We start from the raw sequence: 15,787 nt of genomic DNA on the forward strand, positions 1-15,787 counted from the left end.
CGGTCACCCGAGCCAGCCGGCGAACACGCGCCGAGGGGTCCGCCCCTCCCGCTCCTCGCCGGGTCGGTGACCAGTCCGGGCCCCCGTCGATGCCAGGCGACCACTGTTGGTCGTCGGACGATGTCGCGCCGGTCGCATGTCCAACTCCGACGCTCCACCGCAGGCAGCCACGGCGCCGACGGGTGGCGGCCGCACACCCCCTGTGCCGCTGCCCAGCCACGAGCACCAGACGCCGAACGGCAAGGAGCCCAAGCAATGCTGAGACGTAGGTTCTTCCTCCCATCCATCGCGGCCGCGGCGCTTCTCCTCGCGGCCACCACCGGCGGCGTGTTGAGCGGCGGCTTCGGTGCGACGGCGGTGGCCGCCACCAACAGCACCCTCGCGGCGACCGCCGGCTGTGGCAAGGCCCCCACACTCGCCAGCGGGACACGGACGATTCAGAGCAGCGGACAGAGTCGTACGTACAACCTGCGGATCCCGGACGGGTACGACCGGAACCGCCCGTACCGACTGATCTTCGGCTTCCACTGGTTGAACGGCTCGGCCAACAACGTCACCTCGGCTGGCTACTACGGGCTTCAGCCACTGTCGAACAACAGCACGATCTTCGTCGCGCCGCAGGGCCTCAACGCCGGTTGGGCCAACACCAACGGTCGGGACCTGACCCTCTTCGACGACATCTCCCAGCAGATCGAGAACGACCTCTGCGTGGACACCACCCAGCGCTTCGCCCTGGGCTGGAGTTACGGCGGGGCGATGAGTTACGCGGTGGCCTGTGCCCGGCCCACGATCATCCGCGCGGTCACCGTCATCTCCGGTGCCAACCTCAGCGGATGCAACGGGGGCACCCAGCCCGTCGCCTACTTCGGCATCCACGGCATCTACGACAGCGTGCTGAACATCTCCCAGGGTCGGCAGCTCCGCGACACGTTCGTGCGAAACAACGGCTGCACCGCGCAGAGCCCGCGCGAGCCGAGCCGGGGCAGCCTCACCCACATCACCACCGCCTACGCGGGTTGCCGAGCCGGCTACCCCGTGCAGTGGGCGGCGTTCGACGGGGACCACACCCCCAGCCCGGTCGACGGGTCGGGCAGCCCCAACGACTCACGGACCTGGACCTCGGGTGAGATCTGGAGGTTCTTCAACCAGTTCGAGTCGACCACGCCGCCGACGACCACGCCGCCCACCACCCCGCCACCGACCACCCCACCGCCCACCGACCCGCCGCCCACCACTCCGCCGCCGACCGGCGGGCCGGGCACCTGCACCGCCACCTACCGGACGCTCAACACCTGGCCCGGCGGCTTCCAGGCTGAGGTGACGGTGGCCAACAACTCCACCTCATCGCTGAACGGCTGGACCGTGGGCCTGACCCTGGCCAGTGGTCAGGCCATCAGCAGCCTCTGGAGCGGCATCAACACGGGCACCACCGGCAGCGTCACCGTCAGGAACGCCGCCTACAACGGCACGGTGGGCGCGAACGCGTCGACCACGTTCGGGTTCACCGCCACGGGCAACGGCGCCACCGCACCCGGCAATGTCACCTGCACCAGCCCCTGACCGGGGCAGGTTGAGGGCCCGGAGCCAACCGGCTCCGGGCCCGCACGTGACATCCGCCAGCGGCAAGTGCTGCCGGCAGCACGGTGATCCCGACCGGGCAGGCCCTCCTCACTCTCGGCCGCGGCTGAAGGTGCGGGCCCCTTGCTGACGCTTTCGGTTAGGAAGGAGCCCTCGCTAACGGACCGTGCGCGCGTCGTACCGTTGCGGACATGAACCCGGCCATCCGACGGACCGCGATCGATGCCCTCATCGCGATCGTCGTCGCGGCCGTGGTGGCGGTGGCGATCCGAGTCGCCGACGAGCCCGGCGCCCGGCCGCCGGACGCGCGCGCCTACGCGATCGGCGCGGTGATCGGGCTCCTGCTGGTCTTCCGACGCCGCTGGCCGTTGCTGGTGCTCGTCGGCTCGGTCACCGCGCTGATGATCTACTACGCGCTCGAGTACCCGGGCATCCCGCCCGCTCTCCCGCTGGCCGCCGCCCTCTTCTCCGTCGCGGCCGCCGGCCGGTTCACCTGGGCGCTCGTCGTCGCCGGGTTCTTCGTCGTCCTTGAGCTGGTCATGCGGTACACGCTGCTCGGCGAGGGCTTCTTCCCCGCCCTCTCGGCCACCCTCGAAGAGGGCTCGCTGCTCGCGGCCGTGGTGCTGCTCGCCGAGACGATCCGTACCCGCCGGATCCGGCTGGCCGAGGCGCAGCAGCGTCTCGCGGTGATGCGTCAGGAGCGGCAACACGAGGTCGCCCAGGAGCGGCTCCGCATCGCCCGCGAGGTCCACGACGTACTCGGTCACACGATCGCCGCGATCAGTGTGCAGGCGAGCCTCGCCGACGACATCTTCGACAGCAAACCGGCCGAGGCGCGAGCCGCGCTGCGGAGTATCCGGGGCGCGGCGCGCGACGCGATGCACGAGGTCCGCTCGGCGATCGGCATGCTCCGCGACGCCGGCGAGGTGCCCGATCTGGCCCGCGTCTTCGCGGTCGCCGAGCAGGCCGGCATGAAGGTGCGGTCGGGGATCGCCGGCACCCCGCGCCCGATCCCGCCGGAGGTGGCGCTCTCGGTCTACCGGATCGTGCAGGAGTCGATCACCAACACGGTCAAACACGCCGAGGCGACGACCGTCGACGTCACCATCACCTACGCCGGTGACGCCATCACGGTGGAGATCGTCGACGACGGGGTCGGGGCCGGGACGAGCCGGCGGGGGCACGGGATGGCCGGCATGCGGGAACGGGCCTCGGCCGCGGGCGGGTCGCTGGAGGCCGGGCCCCGGTCGGAGCGCGGGGGGTTCCGAGTGGCCGCGCGGCTGCCGGTCGAGGTGGAGGAGACAGCGTGACGATCCGGATGGTGCTGGCGGACGACCAGACGCTCGTGCGGGCCGGCTTCCGGGGCCTGCTCGACCACAGCGACGACCTGGAGGTGGTCGGTGAGGCGTCCAACGGTGCCCAGGCCGTCGAGATGGTCGCCGCGACCCGGCCCGACATCGTGCTGATGGACGTGCGAATGCCCGTGCTCGACGGGGTGAAGGCCACGGCCGCGATCGTCGAACGGTTTCCGGCCGTGCGGGTCATCGTCCTGACCACCTTCGAGCTGGACGAGTACGTCTTCGAGGCGCTCCGCGCCGGCGCGAGCGGGTTCCTGCTCAAGGACATCGAGCCTGACGAGCTGCGCCAGGCGGTGCGGGTGGTTGCCGGCGGCGACATGCTGATCTCGCCGCGCGTGACGAGTCGGCTGGTGAGCGCGTTCGTCAGCACTGTCGCGCCGGCGCCTGTGGACGGTGGTCGGTTGGCGGTGTTGACCGACCGCGAGCGCGAGGTGATGAGCCTGGTGGCCAGCGGGCTGACGAATGAGGAGATCGGGCGTCGGCTGTCGATGAGCCCCGCCACGGCCCGTACCCACGTCCACCGGGCGATGGTCAAGCTCCGTGTCCGCGACCGCGCGCAGCTCGTCGTGCTCGCCTACCAGACGGGGCTCGTCGCGCCCGGCAGCTAGCTACGGCCCTTGTGTCGCGGGGGATCCCGGCTACGGCGATCGCCGTACACCCGGGCCGGTCGTCACCGGATGCCATGCGTCGCGCACCTTCCGTACGTTGGCGTCATGTTTGAGGTCGGAGAGAACGCCGACGGGATCCTGGCCGGGGTCCTGTTCCTGATCTGGCTGTCCGCAGCGGTCCTCGCCACGCGGCTGGCCTGGCGGCCGACGCCCGAAACGCTGCGGAAAGGCGCCCGCCGGCTGCTGCGTCTGCTCGTCGCCGCGCTGGTGGTGCTGGTCGTCAAGTGCGTTGCGATCGGGCTGATGCTCGCCGTCGACTGGATCTTCGCCGACAACCGCGTGATCGTGCAGATGCCGCTCCTGCTGCTGCCGATGCTGGCCGTCGTCATCTGGACCGTGCCGGGCCTGCGCGCCCTGGCCAACCGTGACGACGCGCCTGTCGACGTCGAGACGCGCTCCGCGGCCGCCAGTCCCAGGTTCGTCGTGCCGGTCCAGGTGACGGCAGTGGCGACTGTCATCGGCGTCTACTTCGCGTACGTGTCCCGTCCGGTCCCCTCCTACCTCGACGACATCGCGACCCATGCCGCGCCGATCCTCCTGTCGGTGTTGGTGCTGTGGCTCTGGCAGGGGCACCGCCTGCGGGTCGTCACCGCTGCCGACTTCACGCGCCGGGGTCGGCGTGCCACCGCCCTGCGCGCCACCGCGCAGGCCGCCGTCGCGGTGCTGGTCGTGGCCGCTGGCATCACCTACGTGGCCCAGAGCAGCAGGCTGCCCGACCGGATGACCATGACGTCCCACGACCACGTCGACTACGGCGGTGGCCCGTCGTTCGCTCACGGCGGTCACGGCGGGGTCTCCGTCGACGACCTGCGCGGGCCGCAGACCGGCAAGCCCAACAAGGCCTTCACCCTGACCGCGAGGAACGCCACGGTACGTCTGTCGTCGGGCGCCGAGATCAGGGCGTTGACGTACAACGGTCAGTCGCCGGGGCCGGAGCTGCGGCTCCGCGAGGGCGACCTCGTCGAGGTGACGCTGCACAACGAGATCCCCGACGAGAACGTGACACTGCACTGGCACGGTCTCGACGTGCCCAACCGTGAGGACGGCGTGGCCGGCGCGACGCAGAACGCGGTGGAGACGGGCGGCAGCTTCACCTACCGGTTCATCGCCGAGCAGGTCGGCACATTCTGGTACCACACCCACCAGAACCCGCTGGAGGCGATTCGGCGGGGCCTCTTCGGCGCGTTGATCGTCGATCCACGCGACGGCCCACCACCCGGCGAGCGCGACTTCGTCGTGATGGCACACGAGTGGCGTACGCCGGACGACAACATCGTCTCGTTCGGCACGAGTGACACGCTGCAACGCCAGGAGGTCGCCCCGGGCACGCCGGTGCGGCTGCGCCTGATCAACACCGACAACAACCCGGCCGGCGACAGCCGTCCCCGCTCGCTGACTGTCAACGGCACGCCGGTGCAGGTCGCCGCCATCGACGGGGTCGACGTCTTCGGCCCGACCCCGCTGACCGACCCGCGGTTCGGGTTGGCGACAGGTGGACGCTACGACGTGACGTTCACGATGCCGGCGGGCCCGGTGCGCCTGACCGACCTCGCCAACCGTGACGGCGGGCTGGTGTTGGCGCCACCGGGTGACACCTCGACACCGAAGGTGGTCGACGACGGGGACCAGTTCGACCCGCTCTCGTACGGCTCCGGCGGTTCCCGGCCCTTCGACGCGGGCTCGTCGTACGATCGCTCGTTCACCCAGCTCCTCGACGACCGGCTGTCCTTCTACGACGGCGGCCTCCACCTGGTGCCGATCATCAATGGGCACAGCTTCCCCGAGACGCCGACGCTGATGGTCCGGATGGGCGACGTGGTCAAGGTGCGGATCGTCAACCGCAGCCACCAGAACCACCCGATGCATCTGCACGGCCATCACGCGTTGGTGTTGTCCCGCAACGGGGTTCGCGCGACCGGGTCGCCGTGGTGGATCGACAGTCTCGACGTGATACCCGGCGAGATCTACGAGATCGGCTTCAAGGCGGACAATCCGGGGCTCTGGATGGACCACTGCCACAACCTCGACCACGCGGCCAACGGCATGGTGATGCACCTCGCCTACGAGGGCGTGACGTCGCCCTATGAGCTGGGGCGCGGCACTCCCAATCAGCCGGAGTAGGCGGGCCTGTCGAGCCTTCCTCCACCGGGCCAACCCCCGGACGCCGGCCCTCGACCTCGACTCGCTCTAGAACGGCGGGCCGACCGGAAACCCGGAACTCTCCGACCCGGCCGATCTGCGCGGTGGGAAGCGGGCCGCCCGCCGCTACCTGGACCACCAGTTCTGGTTCCAGTTCTTCGACGGCCAGGTGCGCTGGAGCAAGTGGATCGACGTCCGCAACTCGACGCCGCTGTTCGGCTTCCCGCTGCCTCCGCCGCCCTCCGGCTCGCCGTCGGCGAATCGTGGCAGAGGTGCTGATCGGCATCGCCCAGCTCGACCCGGCGAGCTACCTGAAGGTGCAGCCCAACTGGCGCCCGACCCTGCCCGCCCGTTTCTCGGGCCAGTTCACGATGGCCGACCTGCTCACGTACGCCCGGGTCGACCCGGCCAGCCGCAACTCCTGACGGCGCTCGCTCCGCACCCGGGCCCGGGGTGGCCCGGTGTGCGGAGCACGATCGCGGTTGAACAGGACTCCAACGGTCCTCGATGCTTCTGGGGGAGGGTGCGGACATGACTGGCGACTTCAGCGATTTCAAGGTGGCGGATCTGTCGTTGGCGGCCTTCGGGCGTAAGGAGATCGAGCTGGCCGAGCACGAGATGCCGGGTCTGATGTCGATCCGGAGGGAGAACGCCTCGCGGCAGCCGTTGAAAGGTGCGCGGATCACGGGCTCGCTGCACATGACGATTCAGACGGCGGTGTTGATCGAGACGCTGGTGGCGCTCGGCGCGCAGGTCAGGTGGGCGTCCTGCAACATCTTCTCGACCCAGGATCACGCCGCGGCGGCGATCGTGGTCGGCCCGACCGGCACCCCGGACGCGCCCGCGGGTGTCCCGGTCTACGCCTGGAAGGGCGAGTCCCTCGACGAGTACTGGTGGTGCACCCAGCAGGTGCTGCTCTGGCCGGACGGGCAGGGCCCGAACATGATCCTCGACGATGGCGGTGACGCCACGCTGCTCGTGCACAAGGGTGCCGAGTTCGAGGCGATCGGGGCGGTGCCGTCGCCGGAGAGCGCGGACTCCGAGGAGTACGAGGTCATCCTCGGTGTGTTGGCGCGGTCGCTGCGGGAGGACAACCGCCGCTGGACGCGGGTCGCTGCCGGGATCCGGGGTGTGACCGAGGAGACCACGACAGGTGTGCACCGGCTGTACGAGATGCAGCAGGCGGGGAACCTGCTTTTCCCGGCGATCAACGTGAACGACTCGGTGACCAAGAGCAAGTTCGACAACAAGTACGGCTGCCGGCACTCGTTGATCGACGGGATCAACCGGGCCACCGATGTGCTGATCGGCGGGAAGGTCGCCGTCGTGTTCGGCTACGGCGACGTCGGAAAGGGCTGCGCCGAGAGTCTGCGTGGTCAGGGTGCGCGGGTCATCGTGACCGAGGTGGACCCGATCTGCGCCCTCCAGGCGGCGATGGACGGCTACCAGGTCGCGACCATCGACGACGTGGTCGAGACCGCCGACATCTTCGTGACCGCGACGGGCTGCTTCAGCGTGATCACCAACGAGCACATGGCGCGGATGAAGCACCAGGCGATCGTGGGGAACATCGGCCACTTCGACAACGAGATCGACATGGCCGGTCTCGCGAAGCGCGGGGACGTCGAACGGATCACCGTGAAGCCGCAGGTGGACGAGTGGCGGTTCGCGGACGGCCACTCGATCATCGTGCTGTCCGAGGGCCGGTTGCTGAACCTCGGCAACGCCACCGGGCACCCGAGCTTCGTGATGTCGAACAGCTTCGCCAACCAAACCATCGCGCAGATCGAGCTGTTCACCAGCACCGATCAGTACCCGGTCGGCGTCCACACCCTCCCCAAGCACCTGGACGAGAAGGTCGCTCGACTCCACCTCGCCGCGCTGGGTGTCCGCCTCACCGAGTTGACCAAAGAGCAGGCCAACTACCTCGGCGTCCCGGTCGAAGGGCCCTACAAGCCCGACCACTACCGCTACTGAGAGGGCCCGTCCCGCATGATCGCCGTGTCTGGCTCGATCGCGACCGACCATCTGATGCGCTTCCCGGGGCGGTTCGCCGAGCACCTCATCGCCGGCAGCCTCGACACCGTCTCGCTCTCGTTCCTCGTCGACGACCTCGTCGTCCGACGCGGCGGGGTCGCGGCCAACATCGCGTTCGGGCTCGCGCAACTCGGGCACCGGCCGGTGCTGCTCGGCGCGGTCGGTGGCGACTTCGCCGACTACCGCAGTTGGCTGGAGCGGCACGGGGTCGACTGTTCGGAGGTTCAGGTCAGCTCCATCGCACACACCGCCCGGTTCATCTGCACCACCGACACCGACCTCTGCCAGATCGCGTCGTTCTATCCGGGCGCGATGGGCGAGCCCGACCGGATCAGCCTCGACGGTGTCGCCGCACGGGTCGGTGGGCTCGGGCTCGTCATCGTCGCGGCGGAGAACCCGGACACGATGCTCGCCCGTGCCGCCGCCTGCCGCCGACTGGGCCTGCCCTTCGCCGCCGACCCGTCGCAGCAGCTTGCCCGGATGCCGTCGGCCGACATCGAGGCGATGATCAGCGGTGCCCGCTACCTGTTGACGAACGAGTACGAGGCGGCGCTGCTGGAGTCGAAGACCGGGCTCAGCGAAGACGACATCCTGCGCCGCGTGAGCGTGCGGGTAGTGACCCTGGGCGCCAACGGGGTACGGATCACCGGGCAGGACGGCGACTTCCTGGTGCCGGCGGCGCGGGTCGGCGGCATCGTCGACCCGACAGGTGTCGGCGACGGCTTCCGGGCCGGCTTCTTCGCCGCGCTCGCCGCCGACCTGCCCATCGAGCGCGCGGCACAGGTGGGCTGCGTCCTGGCGGCGCACGTGCTGGAGGTCGAGGGCCCGCAGGAATACACGGTCGACGCCGACGCTTTCGAGCGCCGCATCGCCGACTCCTACGGCCCCGATGTCGCGGTCGACGTCCGCGTGCTGGGGCTGGCCCGGGTCTGACCAGGCCAGCCGGCGTTGCTGGCACCCGACGTTCGGCGGGAGCGCGACTGTGATCGGCGCAGCCCGTATAGGTCGTCGGGGCCGACGGCGGTGTCTGCTGTGACACTCAGACGTCGGCATCCATCGCATCGATGAGTATTCACGTCTTGGCAGCGGCGTGCGCCTCCGCTACCGTCCATGGGAACGCTCCCATAGACTTGGATACATCAATGTGATCTGGAGGCAACACGTCGTGGCTATCCTCTCCTCGCTCCGCCGCAGATCGGCGGCCGCCAGCGTGGCGGCCGTCGCGGGCGCCACAGTCGTCGGCGTCTGCCTCGCCGTGAGCAGCGCATCGGCCGGCACGCTGTCCGGGTCGCTCTACCGCGACCCGAGTTCGGCCGTCGTCCGCTGGGTCGCCGCCAACCCCGGCGACTCGCGTACCGCCGTCATCCGCGACAAGATCGCGAGTCAGCCAGCAGCTCGCTGGTTCGCCAACTTCAACCCGTCGACAGTGCAGTCCGAGGTCTCCGGGTTCATCGGCGCGGCCAACGCGGCGCAGCAGATTCCGGTGCTGGCGGTGTACGAGATCACCAACCGGGACTGCGGCGGGGCCAGCGCCGGTGGGGCGCCGGACCTCAACCAGTACCAGACGTGGGTGTCCAACTTCGCCAGGGGGCTGGGCAACCAGACCGTCATCATCATCCTGGAAACCGACTCGCTCGCTCTGCTGACATGCCTGAGCAGCGCCGAGATCAACGCGCGCAACGAGGCGATCTCGACGGCCACCCGGACCATCAAGTCGGGCAACCCCAACGCCAAGGTGTACCTCGACGGCGGTCACTCCACCTGGAACAGCTCCGGTGAGACGGCCAACCGGCTCCGGGCAGCCGGTGTGCAGTACGCCGACGGCTTCTTCACCAACGTGTCGAACTACAACTCCACCTCGAACGAGGCGAACTTCGGCCGGGCGGTCATCTCCGCCCTCAACGGCATGGGCATCTCGGGCAAGCGCCAGGTCATCGACACCAGCCGCAACGGGGGCGCCAGCGGCGACTGGTGCGGCGACGACAACACCGACCGGCGCATCGGGCAGTACCCGACGACCAACACCGGCGACAACAACATCGACGCGTACCTGTGGGTGAAGCCGCCGGGGGAGGCGGATGGCTGCCGCTACACGGCCGGTGCGTTCCAGCCCGACCTGGCCTTCAGTCTCGCCAACGGCGCGCCCAACCCGCCCACCACCACCCCGCCGACGACGACCCCGCCGACGACCACCCCTCCGACCACGACCCCGCCGACGACCACCCCTCCGAACACCACGCCGCCGGCAGGTGACGGCTGCTACGCGTCGGTAACGGTCAACCAGTGGGCCGGCGGCTTCACCGCGAGCGTGACGGTCACCGCCGGCAAGTCGGACATCAACGGCTGGACCGTGACCGTCGCCCTGCCCGGCGGCGCGGTCACCAGCGCCTGGAACGCCCAGGTCAGCGGCACCAGCGGATCCGTCGGGTTCACCAACGTGAGCTACAACGGAAGGGTCCCCGGCCGGCAGTCGACAAACTTCGGCTTCCAGGGCACCGGCACCGGCCCGAGCACGACGGCCACCTGTGTGACCGCCTGATCCCACCCGATGCGGCGGCCCGGCGCGGAGGACCACTCTCCGCGCCGGGCCCCGTCCCCGTCCGGCGGCCCGGCCGGGGGCTCAAGCGTGAGCTGCGGAATGTCCGACCGGCTGTAGATCGGGATCACCAGCGACAACTCCGGCGGCTCTCCTCCTCCTGCGGGCCATTTCGTGGCAGGCGAGCAACGCGAACGCCGCAGCCGTCAGCAGACCACCGAACAACGGGATGACGCGCACCCCGGCCGTCGCCAGCAGGCCCGCGCCGATGAACGAACCTGCCGCGAGGCCGACGTTGAACGCGACGCTGAGGCTGGCCGACGCCATGTCGGTGGTCGACGGGGCCACCTGCATGATGCGGTGCTGGATTCCCGCGATCAGCGAGCTGAACGACATCCCCGCCACGGCGAGCAGCGGGATCGTCAATGCCCTGCTCGTGCCAACCCCGTAGAGGCCGAGCATCGCGGCGGTGATGAGCCCGAGTAGAGCCAGTACGACACCGAGCGGAAACCGGTCCAGGACCCGGCCGACCGCCCAGGTGCCGGCCACGCCGAACGATCCTTGGACGAAGAGCAGCATGCCGAGAGATGCCGCGGCGAACCCGCTGACGTCGAGGAGGAAGACGGTCATGTAGGTGAACGCGCCCATGGCGCCGGTGACCGCGAGGATGGTGGCGACGAGGAGCACCACGAAGCGGTGTCGATCCGGCGCCGGCCCGACGTCGCCCGCACTCTGCTGCGGTGTGACGCTCGGCAGGAGCAGGGCGACAGCGATGCAGGTGACGAAGCCGAAGACGGCCATCGCGACGAAGGCCGCCCGCCACCCGGCCTGCCCGCCCAACCAGGTGCCCAGCGGCACGCCGAGGACCGGGCCGAGAGCGTTGCCGATCGACAGCCGAGCCACGATGCGACCTCGGATGTTCGCGGGGAACATCGAGATCGCTACCGGGAACACCACAGCCCAGAAGACACCGTTGGTGGTGGCGGACACCAATCGCGCGGCGAGCAGCACCTCATAGGACGTTGCGAAGGCCGACACGGTCGTCGCCGCGGCGAACACGCCGAGGGTGCCGGCGAGCAGGGGGCGCCGGGGCACTCGCCGGGTGACCCGGGTCAGCGGGAGCGCCACGATCATGACCACCACGGCGTACCCGGTCACCAGCAGGCCGGCCTCGGACCTGGACCGTCCCAGGTCTGGCGCGATCAGCGTGAGCAACCCGATCGGAAGCACCTCGGTGGTGACGTAACAGAAAGTGGCAGCGGACAACGCGGCGAGCGCACAGACCGCACGTCGTTGGTGCCCCATTGGCTACCTCCCAGATCCCGAACATGGTGAGATGCGCGTGCGTGATCCCGGCTAACTGGGTTTTGACGGTAGCATAGGTAAACCATCTTCGATGGTTTAGGTGGTAGCTTTGCCCGCATGCCACTCGACGTGTGCCAGCTACCGTTGGTCGGCGGGCACCCCGCACTCGACCTGGTCAACACCCTCGAGCGAGGGGGCTCATCGCCCCACGACTTCCTGCCCGACAGTTCCGCTCTGCTGCGCTGGTCGGCCCGGGTGGGCGTGGTCACCGACGACGAGGCCGACCAGGTTGGCCGGGCGTGGCGCGACGAGCCTGCCACGGCGCACGCGGGGCTGGTCGCCGTGCGGGACATCCGCGAAGGGTTCTATCTCGTGATGCTGGCGGCGATCACCGACGCGGACGGTCGTACGGCGGGTGACCCTGTCGCGGCCGGCGCCGCGCTTGTCGCACTGCATCAGCGCTGGTCCGGCGCGGCCGCCCGAGCACGATTCGTGCTCGACTCGTCGCGGGTACGACTGGCCTACGGCACGGTGCCGGCGATGCTGGTGCCCGACCGTGTCGCCGAGGCGGCCCTCGACGTCATGCTGACGGCCGACCTGACCCGGGTGCGCCGCTGCCCGGTGCTCGAAGGTGGCTGTGGCTGGCTGTTCCTCGATCAGAGCCGCAACGGATCCCGCCGCTGGTGCCGCATGGCCGACTGCGGCAACGTGGTGAAGGCACGACGGCTCACCGAGCGTCGCCGCGCCGCTCGGGCGCCCAACGCGTAGGCGGCCGATGATGTGCCTGGTAGGTGCTCTCCAGCGGGCCGGGGTGTGTTCGCTGGGCTGGGGAAACAGGGGTCCGGTTGACGTGCGTGAACGTGGGTCACTCCCTGCCACCCCAGGTGAGTGCCAAGGTCGCTAGACTGTGCGCTCGCGCCCCCGTAGCTCAGGGGATAGAGCATCGGTTTCCTAAGACGACGCTCTATCTGTGCCCTGAGGCTGATGACCTGCGGGTTACTGTTCAGTTCTTGGCGTTATTGGGTCGCACACGTGCGTTGCTGTGCTCGCTTGTTTAAGATCAGCAGAACAGGCGTTATCCCTGCTCAGGCCGTGCTTCGGTTGGTCCGATTCGGCACTTGCCGGGACCCGGCGAACTTGCCGTGCCGCGTCAATCTACGGTGCCGCGAGAGCTTGGGCTAGCAGCGTGGCGAGTTTCGCTGCGCCTGCCGGGTGGTGATGACCGACCCCGAGAACTTCTCCGATGAGGTATTGAGCGAGGTTGGGGTGGCCGGTCCGGTTCTGCACTGCGAGGCCGGTGCGGGCTGCGCTGTGGAGTATGGCGCGGAGCCGGTCGTGTTCGTCGCGAGGTGTGGCGGGACCAACGCGCCGCAGCCGGCAGAAGTCGGCACGACTTCGGGTACGTGTTTACCCGCGCCGACGGCCCGTCGATCAACCCGAACTACGCCACCACCCGCTCCCGCAAGCTCGGCCAAGGCGCCGCGCTGCCACCGGTGCGGCTGCACGACTGCAGAACGTGGCCGCGTCGCTCGAACACGAGCCCGGCCCGACCTGAAGATCCTGCTCGACCATTCAAGCATCATGATCACCGCCGACACCCCTACACCCCTACACCAGGTTTCCGCCCCAGCTGCACCGGCACGGCTCCAACGCCACCGCCGGCTTGGGTCCTCATCGCCACCCGGCGCAGCCCGCAAGAAGATCCAGGACAAGGCCCGGAAGAACCGGCTAGCCAGCCGACAGCGTCTACGGGGCAGTCACGGCTGATAGAGATCGAGTCCATCTACTAAAGTACACTCATCGAGCGCCTGGGGGGATCGTCTTTGAACAGCCGGCCTGTGATCGACCAGCACTTGTTGGACCTGCACGCCCAGGTCGAGAACAACATCAAGAATGCGACCAATGAGAACGGCTCGGGCCTCGGACGTCTCTTGCAGCTCGACCTGGACATCTTGGCGTGGGAGCAGTGCGTCCTTAATAGGCCGGAAGCTGCACAATTGACCGCCGCGCGACGAGAGTTAGGGTTTGCTATCTATGCTGCAAGCGGCGGCCTCTACCTGCACGCCTACGCGGGGCTGCGAGTATTCCTCGAACTTAGCTTCGCGTCCGTCTACTTCTCCGCGAACGAACTATTTAGGCGGCGGTGGGTGGCAGATCGGATCGACTTCTCATGGTCCAAGGCGCTGCATGAGGCCGACGGCGTTTTGGCCCAGTCATTTGTTCGTGAGTTCAACGAGGATGCAGCAAAAGATGCGCCACCATTCGCCACAAGTGCAGCGAACGCGTATCGCCATTGCTCCCAGTTTATCCACGGCAAGATGGCAGTAACTACCTCTCTCCCTGGAACAATGACGTTCTCCTCAGAGGTCTTAACTGACTGGCTAAAGACAGCGATAGAAGCGGCTAGAGCCGTGCTTTTTCTTCTTTATGCCAGATACGGAGAAGAGTTACTTCAAGAGGGGACCTTTCACGTTCTCGCGCCGTCTATCGAGGCGTCCTTTGGGCATCTTAAAGAAGTTCGCAAACGCCTAGGTCTACCAATCGAGATGGAGACCCTCTGATGCCAGCAGAGCTATTCTTTCGAACCGAAGATATCCGCACCGACGAGATCTTGGACTACCTTGTCGAGACGGAAATGGACCGCCATTTCATCGAAAACCTGAAAGGGCGATCGCCAGTTGTCCTGCGCGGTAGTCGTGGGGTTGGAAAGTCTTTCCTATTCAAAACAGCGGAAGCCGAGCTGACCAACGATTTCAAGGATCAGCGCGTACTTCCTGTATATGTTACCTTTGCGCGCGCCACTCTGATAACTAGCCCAACTCCCGAACGCTTCCTCGCATGGATGACCTCCAAGATATGTAATCAAATAATTCGCGCGGCAACCAATCTCGGTCTGCACCTTCCGGGCGGGTCTGCAATATCTGCGCTTCGCGGCGACGTTAGCTCGACACCATCTTCGATGGAGAGAGTCGAACAGCTTTTCGAGAACGCATGGCGGGACGATTCAAAGTCCGAGGCACCCGTCGACGTTCCGGGGCCGGAGATCCTTCGAGATGCGGTAGAGGACCTCTGCAAGGCTGCCGCCCTTCGCCGAGTTACGCTATTCATTGACGAGGCCGCCCATGTCTTCATACCGCAGCAACAGCGCCAGTTCTTTACGCTGATGCGCGACCTGCGCAGTCCGTATCTGTCTGTAAAGGCTGCGGTATACCCGGGTGCAACCGCATTTGGCGAGTCTTTCCAACTGACCCATGATGCGACTCTTCTGAGCTTGGATCGAAACGTTGCCGCAGACGACTATGCGTCGGCAATGAGGCAGCTCGTGATACGCCAAGATCCAGACATGAAAGAACATCTAAAACGCTCCGGCGAGGCCTTCGATGCACTGTCATACTCGGCCACCGGAAATCCGAGAATTCTACTCAAGACGATTGCGCGCAGCTCGCCATTCAACGTTCGGCGAGTTCAGGGAACAATTCGGGAGTATTATCGAGAGGAGATTTGGGCTGAACATTCGAGCCTATCTGACCGGTACCCCGGGCACCGTGATCTCATCGACTGGGGTCGCCAGTTTATGGAAAGCTATGTTCTGCCCAACCTCTTCAAGCGCAACCAGGGGCGAGGTGGAGTTCACGGCGATACCTCTTCTTACTTGTGGATCCATCGAGATGCGCCCCAAGCTGTACGCGAAGCTCTTCGACTACTATGCTACAGCGGAATCCTGCAAGAGGGCGTATCTGGTATTCGGGCGACTCGTAGCGAGCTGGGGACCCGCTACATGGTAAACCTTGGATGCCAGATTGCCTTTGCCTCGGAGGCGGTGGCGTACGCAACCACCCTTCGACAGAGCCTGTCCGTGAAAAGAATGGTTGAATACGGAGCTAACCATCCGAGCTACAAATCGATCGACAATATCGCCATCGAAGCCGGTGAAAACTTCGATAACCAGGCCCTCGAGGCACGCTTGAAGACGTCTATCGACGCCTTAGACCTCACCGCCTTTCAGCAGCAGAAGCTTCAAGGTCTCGGCCTCGATACCATTGGCAAGGTCCTTGCGGCAAAGGAGGCCACCTTCCAACGCGCTCACTACGTGGGGCAGGTTCGGGCGAGGCAGATACGTAACGCGGCCGTGGCTGCCGTCCTCGAATATCTCTCGGGTTAACGTG

12 protein-coding genes are annotated in these 15,787 nt (G+C 67.3%); 11 read left to right on the plus strand and 1 reads right to left on the minus strand.

All coding sequences use genetic code 11. The annotated features are described in order from the left end of the window. The first annotated feature begins 255 nt into the window (after nt 1–255). From ACQP0U_RS03040 to ACQP0U_RS03075, 8 genes are all read left to right on the plus strand, one after another. Nucleotides 256–1,560, plus strand: a complete 1,305-nt coding sequence (locus ACQP0U_RS03040) for a cellulose binding domain-containing protein (RefSeq protein WP_433315572.1) — start codon at nt 256–258, stop codon at nt 1,558–1,560. Between the two features lie 209 nt (nt 1,561–1,769). Next, complete coding sequence (locus ACQP0U_RS03045; protein WP_433315574.1) at nt 1,770–2,888, plus strand: sensor histidine kinase; 1,119 nt, start codon at nt 1,770–1,772, stop codon at nt 2,886–2,888. Next, entirely contained in the window at nt 2,885–3,544 is a 660-nt protein-coding gene (locus ACQP0U_RS03050) for a response regulator (RefSeq protein WP_433315575.1), read from the plus strand. Before ACQP0U_RS03045 ends, ACQP0U_RS03050 begins: the two co-directional genes overlap by 4 nt. A gap of 105 nt (nt 3,545–3,649) precedes the next feature. Continuing rightward, complete coding sequence (locus ACQP0U_RS03055) at nt 3,650–5,725, plus strand: multicopper oxidase family protein (RefSeq protein WP_433315577.1); 2,076 nt, start codon at nt 3,650–3,652, stop codon at nt 5,723–5,725. 290 nt (nt 5,726–6,015) lie between these two features. After that, nucleotides 6,016–6,168: a hypothetical protein gene (locus ACQP0U_RS03060; RefSeq protein ID WP_433315578.1), complete on the plus strand. Its 153-nt coding sequence runs from the start codon at nt 6,016–6,018 to the stop codon at nt 6,166–6,168. Nucleotides 6,169–6,274: 106 nt separating this feature from the next. Then, a complete protein-coding gene (gene ahcY / locus ACQP0U_RS03065; protein ID WP_433315579.1) occupies nt 6,275–7,720 on the plus strand; it encodes an adenosylhomocysteinase in 1,446 nt (481 codons plus the stop codon). A gap of 15 nt (nt 7,721–7,735) precedes the next feature. Next, complete coding sequence (locus ACQP0U_RS03070; RefSeq protein ID WP_433315581.1) at nt 7,736–8,713, plus strand: carbohydrate kinase family protein; 978 nt, start codon at nt 7,736–7,738, stop codon at nt 8,711–8,713. 232 nt (nt 8,714–8,945) lie between these two features. Next, complete coding sequence (locus ACQP0U_RS03075; RefSeq protein ID WP_433315583.1) at nt 8,946–10,319, plus strand: glycoside hydrolase family 6 protein; 1,374 nt, start codon at nt 8,946–8,948, stop codon at nt 10,317–10,319. An 81-nt stretch (nt 10,320–10,400) separates the two neighbouring features. Here the strand turns inward: ACQP0U_RS03075 and ACQP0U_RS03080 are convergent, their stop codons facing one another. After that, entirely contained in the window at nt 10,401–11,582 is a 1,182-nt protein-coding gene (locus ACQP0U_RS03080; protein WP_433315585.1) for an MFS transporter, read from the minus strand. A 156-nt stretch (nt 11,583–11,738) separates the two neighbouring features. On the opposite strand from ACQP0U_RS03080, the gene ACQP0U_RS03085 reads away from it, so the two are divergent. The 3 genes from ACQP0U_RS03085 to ACQP0U_RS03095 all read left to right on the plus strand — a co-directional run bounded on the left by ACQP0U_RS03085 (nt 11,739) and on the right by ACQP0U_RS03095 (nt 15,783). Beyond that, nucleotides 11,739–12,389 (plus strand): CGNR zinc finger domain-containing protein, encoded by a 651-nt coding sequence (locus ACQP0U_RS03085; RefSeq protein WP_433315587.1) that lies wholly within the window; start codon nt 11,739–11,741, stop codon nt 12,387–12,389. Nucleotides 12,390–13,459: 1,070 nt separating this feature from the next. Further along, on the plus strand, nt 13,460–14,182 hold the full coding sequence (locus ACQP0U_RS03090) for a hypothetical protein (protein WP_433315589.1): 723 nt from the start codon (nt 13,460–13,462) through the stop codon (nt 14,180–14,182). After that, nucleotides 14,182–15,783, plus strand: a complete 1,602-nt coding sequence (locus ACQP0U_RS03095) for a hypothetical protein (protein WP_433315591.1) — start codon at nt 14,182–14,184, stop codon at nt 15,781–15,783. The genes ACQP0U_RS03090 and ACQP0U_RS03095 overlap by 1 nt, the downstream gene beginning before the upstream one ends. The last annotated feature ends 4 nt before the right edge of the window (nt 15,784–15,787 follow it).

The sequence above is a fragment of the Micromonospora sp. CA-269861 genome (genome assembly GCF_050948505.1).
GTDB lineage: Bacteria > Actinomycetota > Actinomycetes > Mycobacteriales > Micromonosporaceae > Micromonospora.